Here is a 19,897-nt window from a genome sequence, read left to right on the forward strand (position 1 = left end):
AACGATTAAAACGAATTGTAAACAAAATTATCATTTTTTTTGAAACGAATTAGCTATATCTTTGTGCGATTATAAAAATAAATTTATGAGTTTACGTAAATATCTTGTCAGCCGTGTGTTTCTGACGCAAGTATTTCTTGCGCTTTTGATAATTGCCGTATTGGGATACCTTTTTATGCATTGGCTGACTTTTACCACAGATCATGGCAATGAGATTTCAGTGCCTAATTTGAGCAAGTTGACAGAGGAACAAGTGGAAGAAAAATTGGACGCTTTGGATCTTTCTTATGTGCTGTTGGACAGTGTGGATTACAGAAGTGATTTTCCGCAATATTCTGTTGTACAGCAAGATCCTTTGCCGGGTGCGAAAGTGAAAGTGGGAAGAAAGGTATATATAAAAATTAACAGTTCCGGATTCTCATCAGTAAAAGTTCCGGATTTGATTGAGAAAACCTATCGTGAAGCAGTGCCAACACTAAGAGCATTAGGGTTAGAAGAAGGTACAATTACCTATATTCCTAATCTAGGAAAAGACATGGTTCTGGAAATGCGTTTCAAAGGAAGGAATATTAAACCCGGAGATAAGGTTTTGAAATCGTCTAAAATTGATTTGGTTTTAGGAGACGGAAAAGCAAGTTATGAAGAGGATATAAGAACGGATAGCATTGCTAGTCCAACAGAAGAATTACCAAATGAACAATAATGTAGAGTCGATTGACTTAGAAGAAGAAGAATTATTCGAGCATTTTAAATTTGAAGTTCCCAAAGGGCAAGCGCCTTTGCGAATTGACAAATATTTGATGGGGTTAATTCAGAATGCCACTAGAAATAAAATTCAGAATGCTGCCAGCGAAGGAAATATTTTTGTAAACGACGCCATTGTAAAGTCGAATTACAAAGTAAAAGCCTTTGACGTGGTTCGTGTGATGTTGACGCATCCACCTTATGAAAATCATATTATACCCGAGAATATTCCACTGGATATCGTTTATGAAGACGATGCTTTGTTGTTGATTAACAAGCAACCAGGAATGGTAGTACATCCCGGACACGGAAATTATACGGGAACCTTAGTGCATGCTTTGGCCTATCACTTTGATAATTTGCCAATGAACAGCAGCGAACGTCCCGGACTGGTTCATCGAATTGATAAAGATACCTCTGGTTTATTGGTGATTGCCAAAACAGAAGCCGCGATGACACATTTAGCCAAGCAATTTGAAGCTAAAACTTCCGAAAGAGAATACATTGCCCTGGTTTGGGGGAATGTGGCTGAAGAGAAAGGAACAATCGAAGGCAACCTAGCCCGTCATCTGAAAGACCGCATGCAAATGGCTGTTTTTGCCGATCCTGAAATAGGAAAACCGGCTGTGACTCATTATAAGGTATTGGAACGTTTTGGGTACGTGACTTTGATTTCGTGCCAACTGGAAACGGGAAGAACACATCAGATTCGAGCCCATATGAAACACATTGGGCATCCTTTATTTAATGATGAGCGTTATGGCGGTCATTTAATTTTAAAAGGAACTACGTTTACTAAGTACAAGCAGTTTATAGACAATTGTTTCAAAGCCTTGCCAAGACAGGCTTTGCACGCCAAAACTTTAGGTTTTGTACATCCTACCACTGGTGAAATGTTGCGTTTTGATACGGAACTGCCACAAGATTTTCAAGATTGCATTGAGAAATGGAGAGGATATTCTAAATCCCATAGTACCGACGAAGAAGAGTAAAGTAAATCCCCTCGCGATAAATATCGTGAGGGGATTTTTTTTTATTCTATTATTTTTTCTATGCGGTTTAGTTCCTCTTGGCTAAAAACAATATTTTTTAAGCATAAAAGAGAATCTGCTAATTGTTCCGGTTTGCTGGCGCCCACCAGTACCGAACTCACGCGTGGATCTTTCAAAAGCCAAGCCAGCGCCATTTGTGCTAAAGATTGATTGCGTTGGATTGCTATTTCGTTTAATTCTTTGATTTGCTGTAGACGACTCTCGGTGACATCTGTTTGTTGTAAATAACCATGAGCTTTGGCTGCTCTGGAATCAGAAGGAATTCCGTCCAGATATTTATTAGTCAAAAGCCCTTGTGCCAAAGGAGAAAAAGGAATACAACCCACTTTTTCTTTTTCGAGTACATCGAGTAGCTCTTCTTCGGCCCAGCGCACAAACATCGAGTATTTGGGTTGATGAATCAGGCAAGGAGTTCCCAATTGCTTTAAAATTTGAATGGCTTTATCGGCTTCGGCAGCGGGATAATTAGATAAGCCTACATAAAGAGCTTTTCCTTGTTTGACAATAAGATCCAATGCAGCCATCGTTTCTTCCAATGGCGTATTGGGATCCGGGCGATGGTGGTAAAAAATATCCACATAATCCAATTCCATTCTTTTGAGGCTTTGATCCAGACTGGCAACCAAGTATTTTTTGCTGCCCCAATCGCCATAAGGGCCATCCCACATGGTATAACCCGCTTTTGTGCTAATAATCATTTCATCGCGGTAGCCGTCAAAATCTTCTTGCAGTATTTTTCCAAAAACTTTTTCGGCACTGCCCGGTGGTGGTCCGTAATTATTGGCAAGGTCAAAATGGGTGATTCCGCTGTCAAAAGCCGTTTGTAAAATGGCACGGCTATTTTCGAATTCGTCCAGATGACCAAAATTGTGCCATAGGCCTAAGGATATTGCCGGAAGTTGTATGCCGCTATTGCCACAACGGCGGTATTGCATTTGACTGTAACGGTTTGTATTGGGTTGGTATTCCATAAAAGGCTTGAATTGTAGGTTTGTGTTTTTTTGAAACTAAAAATCCAAATTTAAGGAATTCGAACTAAGTTGGCGCGTTTTTAACTTTTTTCAACAATGATTTTTAATTTGTTAATTATTAGTTAAAACATTGACAAATAACTGGATTTGAGACACTAAAAATTATTTTTGGCTACCTATAACCATTAAAATATAATAAATGAAGAAGTTTTTCATTTTGACCGCAGTAGCTTCGCTTTTATTGATGCCTACAAGCCAGTTTGCCCAATCTAAAAAGAAGAAAGCCAAGAAAACAGATACTGCTGTGGCTGTTCCCGAAAAGAAACCGGAAAGCACCATTAAGGAATACAGTAAAGTAATCACTAAAGATGCCGTTTCTGATGAAGGATTATTTACGGTTCACAAAGTAGATAAGAAATACTTCTTCGAAATACCTAATAATCTTTTGGGGAAGGATATGCTTCTGGTGAGTCGTTTGTCTAAACTGCCATCTAATTTGGGCGGCGGATATGTAAATGCCGGTTCTGAAACTAATGAACAATTAATTGTTTGGCAGCGCTTTCAGGATAAAATCCTGATCAAAATAAAATCCTTCAATGCCGTTGCCAATGATAGTTTGCCTATCAGCATTTCGGTGAAATCCAACAATTATGAGCCTACATTATTTGCTTTTGATATCGCAGCCTTTAGCAAGGATTCAGCAAATACAGTCATTGATGTGACTAAATTTTACAGCTCAGATGTAAAAGCGATCAGTGGTTTATCAGCGGCTATCAGAGAAACGTATAAAGTCAAAGGAATGGATGATTCCCGTAGTTTTATCAATACGATGAAAAGCTTTCCTATGAATATTGAAGTGATTCAGGATTTTACCTATAATGCCTCTAAACCGCCAGTTCAAGAAGATTCAGAAACGATAAGTATTCAAATGAATCAATCGATGATTTTGTTGCCAGAAGTGCCAATGAAACCGCGACTGGCTGATCCTCGAGTGGGTTGGTTTACCATGGACCAAATTGATTATGGAAGTAACGAATTGAAATCAGACAGTAAAACCTATATCCGCCGTTGGAAATTAGAACCTAAAGATCCTGTCGCTTACGCAAAAGGGGAACTGGTAGAACCGATAAAACCAATTGTCTATTATTTGGATCCTGCTACGCCTGAAAAATTGCGCAAATACATCAAACAAGGAATTGAAGAATGGCAAAAACCGTTTGAAACAGCCGGATTTAAAAATGCGATTATTGCCAAAGATGCACCAACTAAGGAAGAAGATCCTGATTTTAGTCCGGAAGACATCCGTTATTCTGTAATACGTTATGTGGCAAGTACAACCCGAAATGCCGTTGGACCAAGTGTTACTGATCCAAGAACGGGAGAAATTATCGAGAGTGATGTGATTTGGTATCACAACCACCTGCGTTCCTATAGAAATCGTTATTTATTAGAAACCGGAGCGGCAAATCCTTCGGCAAGAACCTTGAGTACCAGTGATGAAGAAATGGGGGAAATGATGCGTTTTGTTATTGCGCATGAGGTAGGGCATGCACTTGGTTTTCCGCATAATATGGGAGCCAGTTGTGCTTATGACACCGAAAGTTATAGAAATGCTGCCTTTACTCAGAAAAACGGAATTGCTGCCAGTTTGATGGATTATGCCCGTTTTAATTATATTGCCCAGCCTGGAGATAAAGGTGTTCGTTTCATTCGTCAAATGGGTCCTTACGATCATTATGCTTTAAATTGGGGCTATCGTGTGATTCCAAATGCTATTTCGCCAGAGTCAGAAGTGCCTATTTTGGACCAATGGATAATGGAAAAATCCGGAGATCCTATGTATAAGTTTGGAAAACAAAGCAGCAGTTTTGACCCTTCGTCACAAACCGAAGATATTGGTAACAATTCGATGAAGGCAAGTAGCTACGGGCTTAAAAACCTACAATATGTGGCAGCCCATTTATCAGAATGGACTTCTGATGTTACTAATAATTATGAGGATTTGGATGAGTTGTACAAAGAGATGTTGGATGTTTGGAGTAGGTATGTAGGACATGTGGTGACCAATGTGGGTGGTGTTTATGAAAATTTAAAAAAACCAAATCAAAAAGGCAGTGTCTATGATGTTGTACCAAAAGCAAAACAACAGGAAGCGATGCAATGGCTACAAAATAACGCTTTTGCTTCACCGGGATGGTTGGTTAATGTAGCCACCTTAAAAAACATCGACTATTCAGGATATACGGAACGATTCAGAAGTTTGCAGGTAAGACATTTGAACAATGTGTTGAGTTTTGAACGCATCGGCAGATTGATGGATGCTGAAGTTGTGGGGACGAATAATTACACTGCTCTAGATTTACTTCAAGATATGCGTAAAGGAATCTGGAAAGAAGTAAATACGGCTTCGAATGTTACGATTTACAGAAGGAATTTGCAACGTGCCTATACGGAGCGTATGGGATTTTTGATGAATGAGGAGTTGAAGTCTGATAGGAATAGCAGTTATTATAGTGTACCTCAATCGGATGTCAGAGCTTTGGTAAGAGGAGAGTTGAACAGCTTAAAAGCAAGTTTAACACTGGCTAAAAATAGTGCCATAAATGCGGAAACCAAATACCATTATCAAGATTGCATCAAGCGAATCGAAAAGATTTTGGATCCTAGATAATTGAATTGCTTATAACAAAAAATCCGCTGCAAAGCGGATTTTTTGTTACTTTCTAAATTAGAAACTATTGATTTAAGATCACCTTAGGATTAATTGATTTTTGTATTGTGTTTGTTGTCGGGGAATTCAAAAGCATAACTTTTGCCCAATAAAAAAACTAGGCCGTGAATAAGGGACTCGGGAAAAACTGCCATTTTATTCAAGAAATAGTCATAAGTCTTATTGCAGTAATTAGTGATTAGAAACGGAAATGAATTAGAAATCAGGTATAGATTTTGGATTCTTTGATCGTCTGGAGTGATTTTTTTATTAAAATTAAAAAATTGGATTTCTTTGTTTTCTTTTTTTAAATCAAGGAGCTCAAATACAGAAAGAGGTACATTGGAGTCCAGGTGATAAAAATAGATTGATTTAGCGACATCTATGATAAACCATTTTTGGAGTTCATTGGAGTAAACTTCGTTGAAGGAATGTCCGCCTGAAGTTGTGGCATCTTTAGAAACAATTTTTAATCCCCATTCTCTTACTTTGATATCGTTTACCACACAAAAGTTGTTGTAGACCTGAGAGAAATCACTGCAAACACCTCCTTCGCCATTCATCATTTTTAGCAATGCTGTTTCAGAGGATTTTCCTAAACCGGGGCCTCCTTTTACCTGGTTTCGCAACCATTTGGCTATTTTAAGGGCTTTTTTAAAATCATTGAGATTTGATTTTTCTTGAGGAAATATGGATGGATTGAGTTGCAAATATATAAGTGGAATGTCTTTTTTTGGATTAATGGAGTTATAGCAAAAACTTTCAATACGCATTGGAGAGACGTTTTTTGAAACCAACTGAAACCTTATCTTATACAATAAAGAATGTCTCCTTAAATACCAATTTAAAGGTTTGCTCATTTTTTATAATTTAAGGATTTCTTATGGCTTAAATTTAAATCAAATAAGTTAATTATCTGGAATTTAAACGCTTAAATTCGATTATATACGATAAAGCGATTTTTAGCCGCTTGTTTGAAGCGATAGTGGGGTGTTGTATTTTGGGTTTTTTATAAACTAAAAAAGTCAGAATCCTGAATTTTATGGATGGTGACTTTTCTAATTGTAACGCATTTATTTTAACTGAAAATCAGAACAAAACTATTTTTACTTTTGACTATAAATCTCAATTTGTTTTTTCTTCAATCGTTGTTGTAGCCAGAGTGTCAGTTTCTGTTTAGAGGCTTCGTCTAACTCCGTTTTGCTTTTGTAGAGTAAAACAGGAAGCGTTTTAGCATTGGCAGTGTCTTCATTAAAAGTGTGGTTGGCTATCGAAATATTTTCTATCGCAGGGAATAATATTTTTATTTCTGCCAATAGAGCGTTGTTTTCATACTTATTAGAAGCAATTTCGTTTTTAAGGTTCAATATGGTAACATCTTTTTGGCTTAAGACTGATTTGTTGTAGTTAATTTCATTAAGAATATCACTTTTAAGATCCGTTGTATCTTGTATAATCAATAGTTTCGTGTTGTTGATATGATACGATTTTAGCTTTTCATTCAAGTTTTTAATTTCTTGGTCACTGTACCTTTTGGAAAGAAAACCAAGTTCTAACTTTTTAGGACTTTCATTGAATTTCGTTTTTTTATATAAAATGGCAATTCCCTTATCAGTAAATTCAGTTTCCGTAAAAACATTAATCTGATGCTGGTATTTTTTTTCCTGAAATAACTGATAAGCAAAATAAATACTTGGCAGGATTAATACCAAAATTAAACTGGTGACGATGTATTTTACTTGCTTCTGATGTTTTTCATCCAATTGTTTTTTGATAGGATATTGTAGGTATTTCACAATCAGGAAAGTTGAAATACAAATAAAAACACAGTTTATCGAATAAAGGTACATCGCTCCAAAAAAGAACTTCAGGTTTCCAAGCGCTAAACCGTATCCTGCGGTACAAAGCGGTGGCATGAGCGCTGTTGCAATGGCTACTCCCGGTATGGGGTTTCCTTTTTCTACTCTAGTTGTTGCGATGGCTCCAACCAAACCGCCAAAAAAGGCAATCAGGATATCATAAATATTAGGCGAGGTTCTGGACAACAACTCAGGTAAAGCCTCTTTAAAAGGGCTCATATAAAAGTAGATTGTCGAAACCGTCAAACTTACTATAGTTGCTACTAACAGATTTTTTAAAGATCTTTTGAGTAAATTAAAATCATATATACCCAATCCAAAACCGGCGCCAACAATAGGCCCCATCAATGGTGAAATCAGCATCGCTCCAATAATGACTGCGGCTGAGTTGACATTTAAGCCCACTGAGGCAACAACTATCGCACAAGCCAAGATCCATAAATTAGATCCTCTAAATGAAATATTAGAAATAACAGATTCTAGTACTTTGTTCTTGTCTTCTTCCCCTTTGTGTAGATTGACATAAGTGAATAATTTATTTACTAGTGCTCTCATCTATTTTGTGAGTCAGGTTGAATTTTAAGAAGAAGAAACCGCATAATCCAGCAATCAGTGAAGAAAGTAAAATCACAAATTTTGCATTATTTATGATGGTTTGGTCATCAAAGGCCAGTAAGGTGATAAAAATGGACATGGTAAATCCAATTCCTCCCAGAAAACCTACTCCTGCCACTGTTTTCCAGCTCATATCGCCAGGAAGTTTGCAGAATCCGGCAGAAACGGCTAAAAAGCTGAATAATAGTATTCCTAACGGTTTTCCTACGATCAATCCCAAAGCGATTCCCAGGCTATAATGTTGGGCCAAAGTTTCTCCTATATCTGAGCTGATGACAATGGCAGTATTGGCCAAAGCAAATAATGGCAGGATGAAAAAACCTACCGGTTTATGTAAAAAATGTTGAAGTCTGTAAGAAGTAGAATTTTTGTCTCCGTTTCCAAAAGGAATAACAAAGGCTAATAGAACACCTGTTATCGTAGCATGAATTCCAGAATGAAGCATGAAGTACCACATGACAACTCCACCGATAAGATAAGGGATCAGGCTTTTTACTTTCATACGGTTAAGGATGAATAAGAACAACATAACTGCCAAAGCGATAGCTAAATTTGTCCATAATATAGTTTTGGTATAAAAAACGGCAATAACCATAATGGCACCTAAATCATCAATGACAGCCAAGGCCGTTAAAAATATTTTCAACGACAGCGGTACGCGATTCCCTAACAAGGATAAAATTCCTAAGGCAAAAGCGATATCTGTAGCCATAGGAATTCCTGCGCCAGAATGTGCCACAGTTCCGTAATTCAGCAATAAATACAATCCTGCAGGAACAAGCATTCCTCCTAAAGCGGCAAAAATAGGCAATAACGCATCTTTTATATTAGACAATTCACCTTGGTAAATTTCTCTTTCCAGTTCGAGACCAATCAGTAAAAAGAAAATTGTCATCAAACCATCGTTGATCCAATATTCAATACTTTGTCCTGCAAACAAACTGTGCCAAGTATGTTGGTATTGTTCTCCAAAAATTGAATTTGCCAAAATTAAAGAGACTAAAGTACAGCCAATTAGTACAAGTCCGCTTGATTTTTCGTTTTCAAAAAATTCTTTGAACAAATCTGATTTGTAAATTCTTTTTATTGCTTTTTTCATACTTGTTTCTTTGATCAATAGCTATTATTTGTATCTGAAAATAATTATTGATGCGATTTTTTAGTTTAAATGGAATTTTATTGAATTCACAAAAATAGCGAAATACTTAGAAAGCTGCTTAGGGAAATCAGTATTATTACTGAAAATCCGACTTTTTGATTTCCTGCAAAGGAAAATGTTTCCTGATGTGGGTTTCAATTTGTACTTTTGAATCCTTAGCAAAAAATGAAAAATGAAAATTGTAATTTCTCCGGCCAAGTCTTTAAACTTCGAAAAAGAATTGCCTACCACCCAATATACGGATTCTTCATTTTTGAAAGAATCTAGAACAGTTCAGAAAGTGCTTAAGCAAAAAGCGCCAGCGGAATTAGCGGAATTGATGCATATTTCGGATAAGTTAGCGGATTTGAATTGGCAGCGCAACCAAGATTGGAAAACGCCTTTTACCCCAGATAACGCGCGTCCAGCTGTCTATACTTTTGACGGAGATGTCTATGCCGGTTTGGATGCGTATTCCATTCCAACTGATAAATTAGAGCTTTTGCAAGAACGATTAAGGATTTTATCAGGTTTGTATGGTTTGTTGAAACCCTTGGATTTGATACAGGCTTATCGATTAGAAATGGGGACAAAAATGCCTATTGGAACGCATAAAAATTTATACGATTTTTGGAAGCCTACCATTACAAAATCTTTAAACAAGGAACTCAAAGAAGGGGAATTGTTTGTCAATTTGGCAAGTAATGAATATTTTTCGGCCATTGATGTCAAAGCTTTGAAGGTACCGGTTATTACCCCCGATTTTAAAGATTACAAAGATGGAAAACTTAAAATTATCAGTTTTTTTGCCAAGAAAGCCCGAGGAATGATGGTGCGTTATATCATCGATACGAATGCAGAAACGATTGATGATTTGAAGGCTTTTAATTATGGCGGATATCAATTTGACGCTAATTTGTCCAAAGGAACCCATTTAGTGTTTACCAGATAGTTGAATTTAAAATATCTTTTAAAAAAAACTCCGAATACATGTGTATTCGGAGTTTTTTTTAATAATTAGTCATTGATTTTTTTTTTTGTCTAATGCATCGCATCAGATAAGTCGATTTTGTTTTTTCCTTTTTTTATCAAAAGGATAAAAGGAATACACAACAAGAATAAAATGCCCAGATACATGAATATGTCCATGTAAGAAAGAACATTTCCTTGAATGATCACTTTATATTCTATCGCTTTATGAGCTTTGTCTAAGGCTTCATTTGCAGTAAAACCTTTGGACATGAATCCCATTTGCAATTGTTTTACCGTTTGCTGTAATTCAAAAGAAGTCTTATTGAGATGAGAAATCAAATTTACTCGATGTTCCTGATTGAAACGGGCAATAAAGGTGGTGATAATCGCAATTCCAAAAGAACCTCCCAATTGACGCATCATTCCCGTAAAGGCAGCACCTTCGCCAATACTTTTTCCCTTGAGGGTTGACAAAGAAAGCGTAGTAATAGGGACAAATAATAATCCTAAACCAATTCCTCTCCAGATCAACGGCCAGAACATGTGTTCCGCTCCGGTATCCGGTGTAATGATATTGCGCATCCAGAACGTAAAAATGAAAAATACCAGAAATCCTGCTGCAACCATATAAGCTTGCGGAATTCCTTTTTGTATCGCTCTACCAATGAAGGGCATCATCAATCCGGTGGTAATCGAACTTGGGATTAATAATAATCCGGCATCCAAGGCGCTCCATCCTAAAATGGATTGGGTGTAAATAGGAATTAAGAACGTCGAACCGTATAGACCAAAACCCAGTATGAAACACATAATAGTCCCTACTCGTAAATTGCTATCTTTTAGTACTCTTAAGTTAACTATAGGATATTTGTAGGTGAGTTCTCTCCAAATGAAGAACAGCAATCCAAACAAAGAAATAACTGATAAAAGTACAATTAAATCATTGTTGAACCAGTCGTCTTGTTGTCCATGTTCGAGTACAAATTGTAAGGAACCAATAAATGCAGTCAGGAAAAAAATTCCCCACCAGTCCACTTGGTTCACTTTCAGTTTTTCACCGTATTTAGGACTTTTTACAAAACCAAGGGTTAGGATAGTAGCAATAACACCAAGTGGAATGTTGATATAAAAAATATAAGGCCATGAAAAATGGTCCACAATATAACCTCCCAATGGCGGTCCGAGGGTAGGTCCCACGATAACCCCCATGCCATAAATGGCTTGCGCCATTCCTCTTTTGGCCACGGGATAACTTTCTGTGATGATGGTTTGCGCCGTTACTAATAAAGCACCACCGCCCAATCCTTGAATAAAACGAAAGGTGACCAATTCCCATATATTCGTTGCGTTTCCACAAAGGAAAGAAGCCACGGTAAATATAATGATCGAAGCGGCGAAATAATTGCGTCGTCCAAATTGCTGTGACAGCCAGCTTGTCATGGGGATTATAATTACGTTTGCTATGGCATAAGCGGTAATTACCCAAGCGACATCGGTCAATGAGGCACCAAGGCTACCACGCATGTTGTTAAGCGCTACGTTTACAATAGTGGTATCTACAATTTCCAGCATCGCACAAAGCACTGCTGTAATGGTGATGATAACTCTTCTGAAGCCGTATTCGACTAAATCGTCTTCTCCTGTTTGTGTTGTCATTTTAATTAATTTAGATTCCAGATTAGCTGTTGCCAATTGAAGATGCAAAGGCGTGGGCCGGATTTTGTTTGATCAAAATCATTAATCTATATTCTTCCAACTTTAATTTAAATGGACATCTACATAAACATTCATTCCCGGACGAAGCAACTTTATTTTTTCGGCATCATTAGAAGTATCCAAACTTATTTTTACCGGTAATCTTTGGATGGTTTTTACAAAGTTTCCTGTTGCATTATCTGGAGGCAATAAAGAGAATTTAGCTCCGGTTGCCGGAGAAAAGGACGTAATTGTTCCTTCAAATTTATGATCAGGGTAGGCGTCTACTTTTATGGTCACTTTTTGTCCCATAACCATTTTGTTCAGTTGGGTTTCTTTGAAATTGGCTATAACCCAGGCTTCGTTATTGTTTATGATATAAAAAAGTGATTGTCCTGATTGTACCAATTGTCCCGGTTGAATGTCTATTTTGGAAACCTGACCGTCAATCGCGGCAGTGATAACGGTATAGGATAAATTTAGTTTTGCAGCGTCCAGTAAAGCTTGGGCTTTTTTGATATTGGCAGCAGCCACTTCGGTCATTTTATCCGAAGCTTTAGATTTAGCTACAATAACCGATTTTTGATACGCAGTTGCTTTTTGTTGCTGTTGCAAGATGCGCACTTGGGTTTCGGCTTCCTGCTTGGCAGCCAAAGCTTGTTCGTACTGTTGTTTCGTGATGGTATGTGTTTTGTACAAATTGCTGTAACGGTTGTAATCACTGGTGATACGCCCCAATCTGATTTTAGCAGTTTCGATATTTCCGCTGGCCGATTGCACATTGGCATCCGATGCAGAGATACTTGCTAATACGCTACTGATATCTGCTTTTGATACTTCGAAGTTTCCTTCGGCAGCAGCCACAGCGGCAGTTGCTTCGGCAATTTTTAATTGATAATCTTTCTTTTCGATCGTAAATAAGGTATCCCCTTTTTTTACATAATCATTGTCTTTTATATACACTTTGCTTACATAGCCGGAAACCCTTGGAATAATAGGGTTCATGTTTTTCTCAATTTGAGCATCATCCGTTTCTTCATGAGATAAAGAATGAATGTATTTATAGCTACCGTATGCAACTCCTAAAAGGACCAATGCGGATAGGATAATAATAAATTTGGTATTGGTTTGTTTATTTGCCATCTGAAATAATGATTATATTTTTGAAAGATTGAAAGATTGTGATAATTGTCCCGTTACCGAAAGCAACTCGTAGTATTTTTGGATTACATTGGCTTTTGCCAAAGCTTTATTGATCGTAGCGTTCAATTGTTCTACATCGGCCTCCAGCAAGTCATTGGTGTCTGATAAACCATTTTCGTATTTGTCTTTTACGATTCTGTAATTCTCAGTCGATTGTTCTACCGCCTGACCGTAAACTACACTTTGTTTCAACGCCAATTCGTAATCTTCTATGGCTTTTTGAACCTGTATTTTGATATAGTCCGTAAGTATTTCTTGAGCGTTGTGAACTTCTAATGCTTTACTTTGAGCCAGTTTGACCATAGTTCCGTTCTTTAATATAGAACTCAAATCATAAGAAATTCCCACTCCAAAATTCATTGCGTTTTCCACCGTGATTACATTCTTTAAATCTAAGGCGGTATAGCCGCCAATGAGTGCTATAGAAGGATAATAGGCGCTTCGAGCCATTTTTATGTTGGCAAGGCTTGCTTTTTCTTGAAATCGAATGGCTTCAAGATCCTTACGGTTTTGAAGTGCCGGCTGCTCGTCTGTGGGGATATTATCCATTCTGAAATCGATAAAATCACTTTCGCGAACTTCTAATTTTGTTTCAGCAGGTAATTTCAGCAGCGTGGTTAGATAAAAATTGACAGTGTTCAGATTGTTATTAGCCTCGTCAAGCGACAATTGTATTTTGGACAGCTGCAACTGGGATTTGAGTAAATCATTTCGAGGGATAATGCCGTTTTTTTCTAATTCAATGAAATCATTGACACGTTGCTGTGCACTTTTTTGATTTTCTTTTAGGAGTTGTACCGTTTTTTGTGATTTATACAAGCTCGCATAATAATTCACCACTTTCAGCGCAACATCTTCTTTGGTTTGCAACGATTGGGCTGTTTCGGCCTGATAGAGATTGTCGTGAACCTTGATGCTGTTTTGTATTTTAAAACCGGCAAAAATTGGAAGATTGGCATTGACTTGTCCAATCATTAGTTGATCTACAACAGGAAGCGGACCAGTACTTGAACTGCTTCCATTATTTGCTTGTAAATTGATCGAAGCACTTGTCAATCGTTGGTATTGGCCTGAAATTTTAAAATCAGGATACTGATTGTTTTTTACCGATTGTAATTCGTATTTCTTGGTGTTCACTTTGGTGTTTGCCAAGGAAACCTCATTGCTTTTGGTCCAAGCCATATGGATGGCTTCCTCCAAAGAAAAACTGGTTCTCTCTTGGGCTTCAGTGGATGAAATTCCTATGAAGAAGATTCCAAAGAACAGTATTTGACTAACTTTCATATATCAGAAGTGCTTTTATTGTTTGTTGAATGTGCTTTGTAAGATTTGTTTTGATGTAATTATTGTATGAATCTTCCGTTTTCAGGTTTAATAAGTTTTCGTAAAAACTCTTATTCATGTGAAAATGAAAGAAAGTGCCTAAAATAGTAGGGGTGATTAGCGGAATAATAATGTCTTTTCTAAAAACACCTTTGGTTTGGCCTTCGACAATTATGGCTTCCAATGATTTGAGATTTCCTTTTTTAAGTTCTGAAAAAACCTGGTGATTTAAACTTCTTTTTTTAGAAGTAAATTCGAAATGGATGATTCTGTAAATTCCCTTATTGCAGTTGATGCGATTGATATAGAGTTCAATTAGTTTGTTGATTTTTTCAATAGGCTCTAGTTCCGCTTGAATAAGATGATCCAATTGTGACTTTAAGTCCGAAGTTCTGTAAATAATCAACGATTCCAATAAACGTTCCTTGGATCCAAAATAATAGGAAACCATCGCGATGTTTATTTTCGCTTCTTTGGAGATGTTTCTTATCGAGGTGCCATCAAAACCTTTTTCCGAAAAAAGCGTTTCGGCCACTTCGAGAATTTTGATTTGCTTATCGTTAAAATGAGTTTTCAATGGAAGACTTTTTGTTAAAACAAAATTAAACAAGTGTTTAAATTAAACAGCTGTTTAATTTATTTTTAACATATTTTTAACATTTTAAAATCTACTTGTGATTTGAAATTTGTTCGGTTAAATGGAATCTATGTGCTTGTTGTTGTATCGGTTGGGGTTTTTTGATTGCGGCCTTATTTTGAGGTTTAGTTGTTATAACTCTTGGTTTAACAAATTATTGTGTAGGATAGCCTTCAGATCGAATTCGCTCCTTTTCTGTTAATTTAAAATGAATTTGATTTTTTGATCGGGCTTGATTTTTATTAAATAAATCCTAATTGTGTAAAATTTATGAACGTTCATTCTTTTTTTTGATTTACCTTTGCAGTCTTAAATAAATAGAATATGGCCCAACTTCAAAAAAGTATTGACAAACGGACCGCCTTGTTAAAAGCTACTTTAAGTTTGATGAACAATGGCGGAATTCAAGGCGCTTCTATGGCTAAGGTGGCCAAAATTGCCAATGTCTCGCCGGCTACTATCTATCTGTTTTTTGAAAGCAAGCAGGATTTAGTCAATCAGTTGTATCTGGATGTCAAAACTTCTTTTGCGCAAGCGGCTTTTAAGGAATACGACCCAAGCCAGCCTGTAAAAGTAAATTTTGAGCAAATCTGGTTCAATATGGCCAAATTTAAATTGGACCAAAAAGAGGAAGCTTCTTTCTTGTCGCAATGTGATAATACACCTATGATCGATGAGGTAACAAGGCAACAAGGATTGCAACACTTGACGCCTCTTTTTGATTTATGGGCCCAAGGAATACAGCAAGGCATAATAAAAAACATGTCTCCTTATTTGCTGTACGCTTTTACGATCTATCCCATGGATTTTTTGATGAATATGAATTGCAAGGGACTTTGTCATTTAGATGAAAAGCTACAGCAAAAAGCGTTTCAAGCGGCTTGGGACAGTATAAAAGTTGGATAAATTTTAGAATAAATAATAATAATAGATAAACACAATTAAAATGGAATTATTAGATAAATTGAGATGGCGTTATGCCGCTAAGGCGATGAATGGTGAGAAAGTAAGCCAGGAAAAAATTGATTCGATCATTGAAGCAGCTTCATTGGCGCCTACTTCCAGCGGTTTGCAACCTTTTGAAATAATGGTGATCACCAATCAGGAGATCAAGGAGAAAATTAGAGCTATCGGTTGGAACCAATCGGTAATTACTGACTGTTCGCATTTATTGGTTTTTGCCGCTTGGGATACTTACACAGCAGAACGCATCAATAAAATGTTTGACCTTACCAATGAAGTTCGTGGTTTTAAAAACGAAGGCTGGGAAAATTACCGCCAAATGTTATTAAACAATTATCCTCAAAAGGATGCCGAAGTAAACTTTCAGCATGCAGCCAGACAGGCTTATATTGCTTTTTCGCAAGCGATTGCCGCAGCCGCTTTTGAAGGCGTTGACAGTACGCCAATCGAAGGTTTTGATGCCGATGCGCTGGACGAAATTTTAAATTTAAGAGAAAAAGGACTTAGAAGTTGTGTGATCCTTCCGTTAGGCTATAGAGATGCTGATAAAGACTGGTTAGTGAATTTAAAAAAAGTCAGAAAAAGCAAAGAGGATTTGGTTACCATTATTGACTAATCCCGATTGTAGCAATTAAATCCCATCAACAGCCCTTCTTTTTGAAGTGGCTGTTTTTTTATTTTAATTTTTTAAGGATTATGAATCTTCTTTTCTTCGGGCCAGTCGGGTGGCGATAAAGCTAATTGCGAAAATTTGGAAAGAATGAAAAAGCATCAGTGGCAATAAAATAATTCCCATTGAGGCGGAGCCCTGAAACAGGATTTTGGCAAATACTGTTCCGTGAACCAATGACTTTTTGGTACCGCAAAATTGAGCCGTAATTTTATCCTCGGTGCTGAAACCAAGTTGATGACTAAAGAATCCCGTAAGGAAGTAAACCAAATAAAATAGCGCTAGAATAGCTGTACCTATCACAAACAAATCGACTCCGTTTATACTGCTAAACACCTTTTCTTCAAAGGAAGTGCAAAAGCTTTTATAGATGATTAACAGGATGATTGTTTTGTCAAATAAAGTAAGATAGCGGTTGTATTCTTGGGCAAATTTGCCCCAATAGCGGTGCAAAAGAAGCCCTAAGATTACCGGTGCCAAAACTTCCAAAAGCAATTTGCCGTAAATATCACCCAAATCGTAATTGGTTGCCGCAGCATTAAGAAACAAACCCAACCAAAGCGGGGTTATAATAATTCCTAATAAGCCGGAAATACTGGCGTTGAAAATAGCCGATGGAATATTTCCCCGGGCAATGGACACCATTACCACCGAAGAAGAAACGGTGGAAGGAAGCGAAGCCAAGAACAAAAAAGCCAGCCATATATTTCGGTCATCCTCAGTATGAATCAAGGGATAAAAACACAATACAAGCAGCGGAAAAACCAAAAAAGTACAAGTTTGAACCAGCAGGTGCAATTTCCAGTTTTTCAATCCGGATTTCATTTTTTCGGGACTCAATTTAAGACCATAGAAAAAGAAGATCAATGAGATTCCAATGCTTCCAATAGTAGCCAGAGGAAGCGGACCGGATTCGCCGCCAAATTCCGGAAAAAGATAGGCCAGCAGCACGACAATAAGTATCGAAAGAACGAATGGATCAATTTTTATTTTCAATATTGCGGAGGGTTAAGTGGTGTAGAATTATTCAATGAGGCGCAAAGATACTAACTTATTGAACAACGATAAAAGATTGCGGGTTTTTGATTGTTGTTTGGCGATTTGGTTTTTGGATTTTAAATCTGGGACTGAATTTTTCAATGCGGAAGCGACAGAATAAGAGTGAAAAGAGGCTGGCATTCATTTGAAATTGTGAATATCTATTTTAGCAATTGTGGATTTATTTTCCGTTAAAATCTATCTTTGCCATCCTTAAAAAAAAATAGAGATGAGCGCAATTTGGTACGAATGCAAAGTAAAATATAGAAAAACGGACGAAACCGGCGGACAAAAAGTGACTACCGAACCTTATTTGGTAGACGCGATTTCCTATACCGAAGCCGAAAAGAGAATCAATGAAGAAATGGCAGCTTATGTTAGTGAAGAGTTTAAAATCACCAATATCAAAGTGGCTAATTATGCCGAGATTCACCCTTTTGAAAACGCGGATCGTTGGTTTAAATCGAAAGTGTCTCTAGTGGCTTATGACGAAGAAAGCGGTAAGGAACGCAAGACCAATATGTATTTATTGATCCAGGCCAATGACGTTAAAGAAGCTTATGACAATACCATTCATGTAATGAAAAATACGATGGGCGACTATTCTATTCCTGCGATTTCAGAATCGCCTATTATGGATGTTTTTCCTTATTTCAGTGGTGAAGAAGGCGCTTTGGAACAATTGGAAAGATTCAATGCGCTTAAAGCTTCTAAACCGGAAGTGGCTGCGGAAATTGTTGATCATATGGAATTTGAAACGGCTCCAGAAGAAGAAACTGCAGTTTAAGATAAGTTGTTCTCAAAAAAACACCGCAAATTCGCAAAGTATAGAAACAGTCGCTAACTATTTTTATCTGTGAATTTGCGGTTTTTTAATGGTAATCCTAAGTCTTTCACAATTTCAATTGGTCCTGTTTTGCTAAGACTTTTTCGTATGCTTTTCTGGGACTTCCTCTAAAATATACTTCGCCACAATAGCTATAACCTAATTTTTCAAAAATTTTCATCATGGCGATATTGTCAAAATTAGTATCTGCTTTTACACTGTAAATGTTGTTGCTTAGCGCAAAATCTTCTATGTATTTTAGCATCAATTTCGCCAGTCCTTTACCCAAATAATTTTCAGAAACGGCTACGCGATGCATGACAACAAAATCATCATTCGTTAACCAGTTTCCTTCAATTTTCGCATATACAGGTTCGTCATTGATTAGTACCGCACTGTAACCGATGATAGTTTCTCCGTCTGTCAAAACAAATCCTTCTCCTTTTTCAATATCTTTTTGTACGACTTCTGGATTTGGATAACCGTCTTGCCATTGATTGCTCCCGTCTTCTTTTCTGCGTTGTATCGCTTGTTGTAAGATTTCCCATATTGGACTTATGTCAGATAGTTCCGCTTTTCTAAAATGATAATTCATTATTGCAATTTAAGTTTTCAGTAAATGAGTATGTTTTAAAAGTACAAAACAAACTTTAAATTTTGCCCAGTCCGTATTGTAGAATGTATTTATTTTTTAGAAAAACAGCTTTGGTAGCGGGATTTTGTTTTAATAACAGGTTCAGGAAATTGATTTGCTTTCCGAAGTGTTTGTTGCATATGCTGCGCAAACGTCTCTGACTTTGCGTAATTTTCAGCTTTTGTTTAAATTAGTTAGTGTCATAAAAGTCTCTGACTTTTGTACTATTTCATTGCTGATTGTATTTTACAAAAGCATTCGAATCTAAAATAGTAAGTATTAGGATTATCTGCTTTTTCTATTTTTAATAATCCGGAATCGTTTATGTAATTACTTGCGCTGGAATAAATATAGTGTGAAGCCTTTTCAACTAAACCGGCTCTTATTGCTGGTGCGAGCGTCACGCTCGTACCTATTTCCAATTTAGGACTATTTGTTTTTGTTTGTGTTCACGAGCGGGACGCTCGCGCTAGCGCGGGGTTTGTTATTTGGCATGCTTAATTAAAACTAATATTATTGCAACCATTATTGCTATTATTATAATGTTGTTCGGATCTGCATAATTAGAATGCCATCCAAATTCTTTAATTTTTCTTGGAACATAAGATCTTTTGTCTTTCGGATTATAATAAAACATTCCCCAAATCCAGTTTTTTGGGTCATTTTCCCACTTATTTTTAGTTTCTTCGCTAGGTTCATTGTAGTCTTTCATAATCTTTAATTATGTAGTTTGACTTTCTTTAAATACAAGTAAAGTTAGTTTAAATATTTTACTTTAAGAATAGTCTATATTTTTCTTCATCTTAATCAAATGCTTAATTTAATATTTTGAAAGTCTAATTTCAAG

Annotated in this window: 18 protein-coding genes; 7 read left to right on the forward strand and 11 right to left on the reverse strand. The window is 36.8% G+C overall.

Annotation, left to right across the window (positions count from 1 at the left end):
- Positions 1 to 85 precede the first annotated feature (85 nt).
- Positions 86 to 703, forward strand: coding sequence for a PASTA domain-containing protein (locus BUB25_RS05880; RefSeq protein ID WP_072941609.1), 618 nt, complete (start codon positions 86 to 88; stop codon positions 701 to 703).
- On the forward strand, positions 693 to 1,736 hold the full coding sequence (locus BUB25_RS05885) for an RluA family pseudouridine synthase (protein ID WP_072941613.1): 1,044 nt from the start codon (positions 693 to 695) through the stop codon (positions 1,734 to 1,736). Before BUB25_RS05880 ends, BUB25_RS05885 begins: the two co-directional genes overlap by 11 nt.
- Before the next feature lie 41 nt (positions 1,737 to 1,777).
- Here the strand turns inward: BUB25_RS05885 and mgrA are convergent, their stop codons facing one another.
- Positions 1,778 to 2,767 (reverse strand): L-glyceraldehyde 3-phosphate reductase, encoded by a 990-nt coding sequence (gene mgrA / locus BUB25_RS05890; protein ID WP_072941616.1) that lies wholly within the window; start codon positions 2,765 to 2,767, stop codon positions 1,778 to 1,780.
- 199 nt (positions 2,768 to 2,966) lie between these two features.
- On the opposite strand from mgrA, the gene BUB25_RS05895 reads away from it, so the two are divergent.
- Positions 2,967 to 5,438, forward strand: coding sequence for a zinc-dependent metalloprotease (locus tag BUB25_RS05895; RefSeq protein WP_072941619.1), 2,472 nt, complete (start codon positions 2,967 to 2,969; stop codon positions 5,436 to 5,438).
- Between the two features lie 89 nt (positions 5,439 to 5,527).
- On the opposite strand, the gene BUB25_RS05900 is transcribed toward BUB25_RS05895, so the two are convergent.
- The 3 genes from BUB25_RS05900 to nhaA form a co-directional block, all read right to left on the reverse strand.
- Complete coding sequence (locus tag BUB25_RS05900; protein ID WP_106357479.1) at positions 5,528 to 6,337, reverse strand: transglutaminase domain-containing protein; 810 nt, start codon at positions 6,335 to 6,337, stop codon at positions 5,528 to 5,530.
- A gap of 246 nt (positions 6,338 to 6,583) precedes the next feature.
- Positions 6,584 to 7,891 carry a TIGR00341 family protein gene (locus tag BUB25_RS05905; protein ID WP_072941625.1) on the reverse strand — a complete coding sequence of 436 codons (1,308 nt, stop codon included), beginning with the start codon at positions 7,889 to 7,891 and terminating at the stop codon, positions 6,584 to 6,586.
- Entirely contained in the window at positions 7,872 to 9,050 is a 1,179-nt protein-coding gene (gene nhaA / locus BUB25_RS05910) for a Na+/H+ antiporter NhaA (protein ID WP_072942089.1), read from the reverse strand. The genes BUB25_RS05905 and nhaA overlap by 20 nt, the downstream gene beginning before the upstream one ends.
- A gap of 232 nt (positions 9,051 to 9,282) precedes the next feature.
- Here nhaA and yaaA point away from each other — a divergent pair, with 232 nt between their 5' ends.
- Positions 9,283 to 10,041 (forward strand): peroxide stress protein YaaA, encoded by a 759-nt coding sequence (yaaA, locus tag BUB25_RS05915; RefSeq protein WP_072941628.1) that lies wholly within the window; start codon positions 9,283 to 9,285, stop codon positions 10,039 to 10,041.
- Positions 10,042 to 10,130: 89 nt separating this feature from the next.
- Here yaaA and BUB25_RS05920 read toward each other — a convergent pair whose 3' ends face one another.
- From BUB25_RS05920 to BUB25_RS05935, 4 genes are all read right to left on the reverse strand, one after another.
- The gene (locus BUB25_RS05920) at positions 10,131 to 11,717 is read right to left on the reverse strand and encodes a DHA2 family efflux MFS transporter permease subunit (RefSeq protein ID WP_072942091.1); all 1,587 of its coding nucleotides are present in this window, start codon (positions 11,715 to 11,717) and stop codon (positions 10,131 to 10,133) included.
- A 102-nt stretch (positions 11,718 to 11,819) separates the two neighbouring features.
- On the reverse strand, positions 11,820 to 12,899 hold the full coding sequence (locus BUB25_RS05925; protein ID WP_072941631.1) for an HlyD family secretion protein: 1,080 nt from the start codon (positions 12,897 to 12,899) through the stop codon (positions 11,820 to 11,822).
- 12 nt (positions 12,900 to 12,911) lie between these two features.
- Positions 12,912 to 14,243: a TolC family protein gene (locus tag BUB25_RS05930; RefSeq protein ID WP_072941634.1), complete on the reverse strand. Its 1,332-nt coding sequence runs from the start codon at positions 14,241 to 14,243 to the stop codon at positions 12,912 to 12,914.
- The gene (locus BUB25_RS05935; protein WP_072942094.1) at positions 14,233 to 14,859 is read right to left on the reverse strand and encodes a TetR/AcrR family transcriptional regulator; all 627 of its coding nucleotides are present in this window, start codon (positions 14,857 to 14,859) and stop codon (positions 14,233 to 14,235) included. Before BUB25_RS05935 ends, BUB25_RS05930 begins: the two co-directional genes overlap by 11 nt.
- A 384-nt stretch (positions 14,860 to 15,243) precedes the next feature.
- On the opposite strand from BUB25_RS05935, the gene BUB25_RS05940 reads away from it, so the two are divergent.
- Positions 15,244 to 15,825 carry a TetR/AcrR family transcriptional regulator gene (locus BUB25_RS05940; RefSeq protein WP_072941636.1) on the forward strand — a complete coding sequence of 194 codons (582 nt, stop codon included), beginning with the start codon at positions 15,244 to 15,246 and terminating at the stop codon, positions 15,823 to 15,825.
- A 40-nt stretch (positions 15,826 to 15,865) separates the two neighbouring features.
- Positions 15,866 to 16,498 carry a nitroreductase family protein gene (locus BUB25_RS05945; protein ID WP_072941656.1) on the forward strand — a complete coding sequence of 211 codons (633 nt, stop codon included), beginning with the start codon at positions 15,866 to 15,868 and terminating at the stop codon, positions 16,496 to 16,498.
- Between the two features lie 78 nt (positions 16,499 to 16,576).
- On the opposite strand, the gene BUB25_RS05950 is transcribed toward BUB25_RS05945, so the two are convergent.
- Complete coding sequence (locus BUB25_RS05950; protein ID WP_072941659.1) at positions 16,577 to 17,548, reverse strand: bile acid:sodium symporter family protein; 972 nt, start codon at positions 17,546 to 17,548, stop codon at positions 16,577 to 16,579.
- 271 nt (positions 17,549 to 17,819) lie between these two features.
- Between BUB25_RS05950 and BUB25_RS05955 the strand changes: the two genes are divergently transcribed.
- Positions 17,820 to 18,377, forward strand: coding sequence for a DUF4494 domain-containing protein (locus tag BUB25_RS05955; RefSeq protein ID WP_072941662.1), 558 nt, complete (start codon positions 17,820 to 17,822; stop codon positions 18,375 to 18,377).
- A 106-nt stretch (positions 18,378 to 18,483) separates the two neighbouring features.
- Here the strand turns inward: BUB25_RS05955 and BUB25_RS05960 are convergent, their stop codons facing one another.
- Both BUB25_RS05960 and BUB25_RS05970 read right to left on the reverse strand, forming a co-directional pair.
- On the reverse strand, positions 18,484 to 19,011 hold the full coding sequence (locus BUB25_RS05960; protein ID WP_072941665.1) for a GNAT family N-acetyltransferase: 528 nt from the start codon (positions 19,009 to 19,011) through the stop codon (positions 18,484 to 18,486).
- 523 nt (positions 19,012 to 19,534) lie between these two features.
- Positions 19,535 to 19,762 (reverse strand): hypothetical protein, encoded by a 228-nt coding sequence (locus tag BUB25_RS05970; RefSeq protein ID WP_072941668.1) that lies wholly within the window; start codon positions 19,760 to 19,762, stop codon positions 19,535 to 19,537.
- Positions 19,763 to 19,897 lie beyond the last annotated feature (135 nt).

Origin of the sequence: Flavobacterium granuli, from assembly GCF_900129705.1 — a bacterium.
Classification (GTDB): domain Bacteria; phylum Bacteroidota; class Bacteroidia; order Flavobacteriales; family Flavobacteriaceae; genus Flavobacterium; species Flavobacterium granuli.

Excerpts from the sequence above, each read along its gene's own strand:
- BUB25_RS05880 (WP_072941609.1), top strand. The coding sequence starts at position 86 with ATGAGTTTACGTAAATATCTTGTCAGCCGTGTGTTTCTGACGCAAGTA.
- BUB25_RS05885 (WP_072941613.1), top strand. The coding sequence starts at position 693 with ATGAACAATAATGTAGAGTCGATTGACTTAGAAGAAGAAGAATTATTC.
- mgrA (WP_072941616.1), bottom strand. The coding sequence starts at position 2,767 with ATGGAATACCAACCCAATACAAACCGTTACAGTCAAATGCAATACCGC.
- BUB25_RS05895 (WP_072941619.1), top strand. The coding sequence starts at position 2,967 with ATGAAGAAGTTTTTCATTTTGACCGCAGTAGCTTCGCTTTTATTGATG.
- BUB25_RS05900 (WP_106357479.1), bottom strand. The coding sequence starts at position 6,337 with ATGAGCAAACCTTTAAATTGGTATTTAAGGAGACATTCTTTATTGTAT.
- BUB25_RS05905 (WP_072941625.1), bottom strand. The coding sequence starts at position 7,891 with ATGAGAGCACTAGTAAATAAATTATTCACTTATGTCAATCTACACAAA.
- nhaA (WP_072942089.1), bottom strand. The coding sequence starts at position 9,050 with ATGAAAAAAGCAATAAAAAGAATTTACAAATCAGATTTGTTCAAAGAA.
- yaaA (WP_072941628.1), top strand. The coding sequence starts at position 9,283 with ATGAAAATTGTAATTTCTCCGGCCAAGTCTTTAAACTTCGAAAAAGAA.
- BUB25_RS05920 (WP_072942091.1), bottom strand. The coding sequence starts at position 11,717 with ATGACAACACAAACAGGAGAAGACGATTTAGTCGAATACGGCTTCAGA.
- BUB25_RS05925 (WP_072941631.1), bottom strand. The coding sequence starts at position 12,899 with ATGGCAAATAAACAAACCAATACCAAATTTATTATTATCCTATCCGCA.
- BUB25_RS05930 (WP_072941634.1), bottom strand. The coding sequence starts at position 14,243 with ATGAAAGTTAGTCAAATACTGTTCTTTGGAATCTTCTTCATAGGAATT.
- BUB25_RS05940 (WP_072941636.1), top strand. The coding sequence starts at position 15,244 with ATGGCCCAACTTCAAAAAAGTATTGACAAACGGACCGCCTTGTTAAAA.
- BUB25_RS05945 (WP_072941656.1), top strand. The coding sequence starts at position 15,866 with ATGGAATTATTAGATAAATTGAGATGGCGTTATGCCGCTAAGGCGATG.
- BUB25_RS05955 (WP_072941662.1), top strand. The coding sequence starts at position 17,820 with ATGAGCGCAATTTGGTACGAATGCAAAGTAAAATATAGAAAAACGGAC.
- BUB25_RS05960 (WP_072941665.1), bottom strand. The coding sequence starts at position 19,011 with ATGAATTATCATTTTAGAAAAGCGGAACTATCTGACATAAGTCCAATA.
- BUB25_RS05970 (WP_072941668.1), bottom strand. The coding sequence starts at position 19,762 with ATGAAAGACTACAATGAACCTAGCGAAGAAACTAAAAATAAGTGGGAA.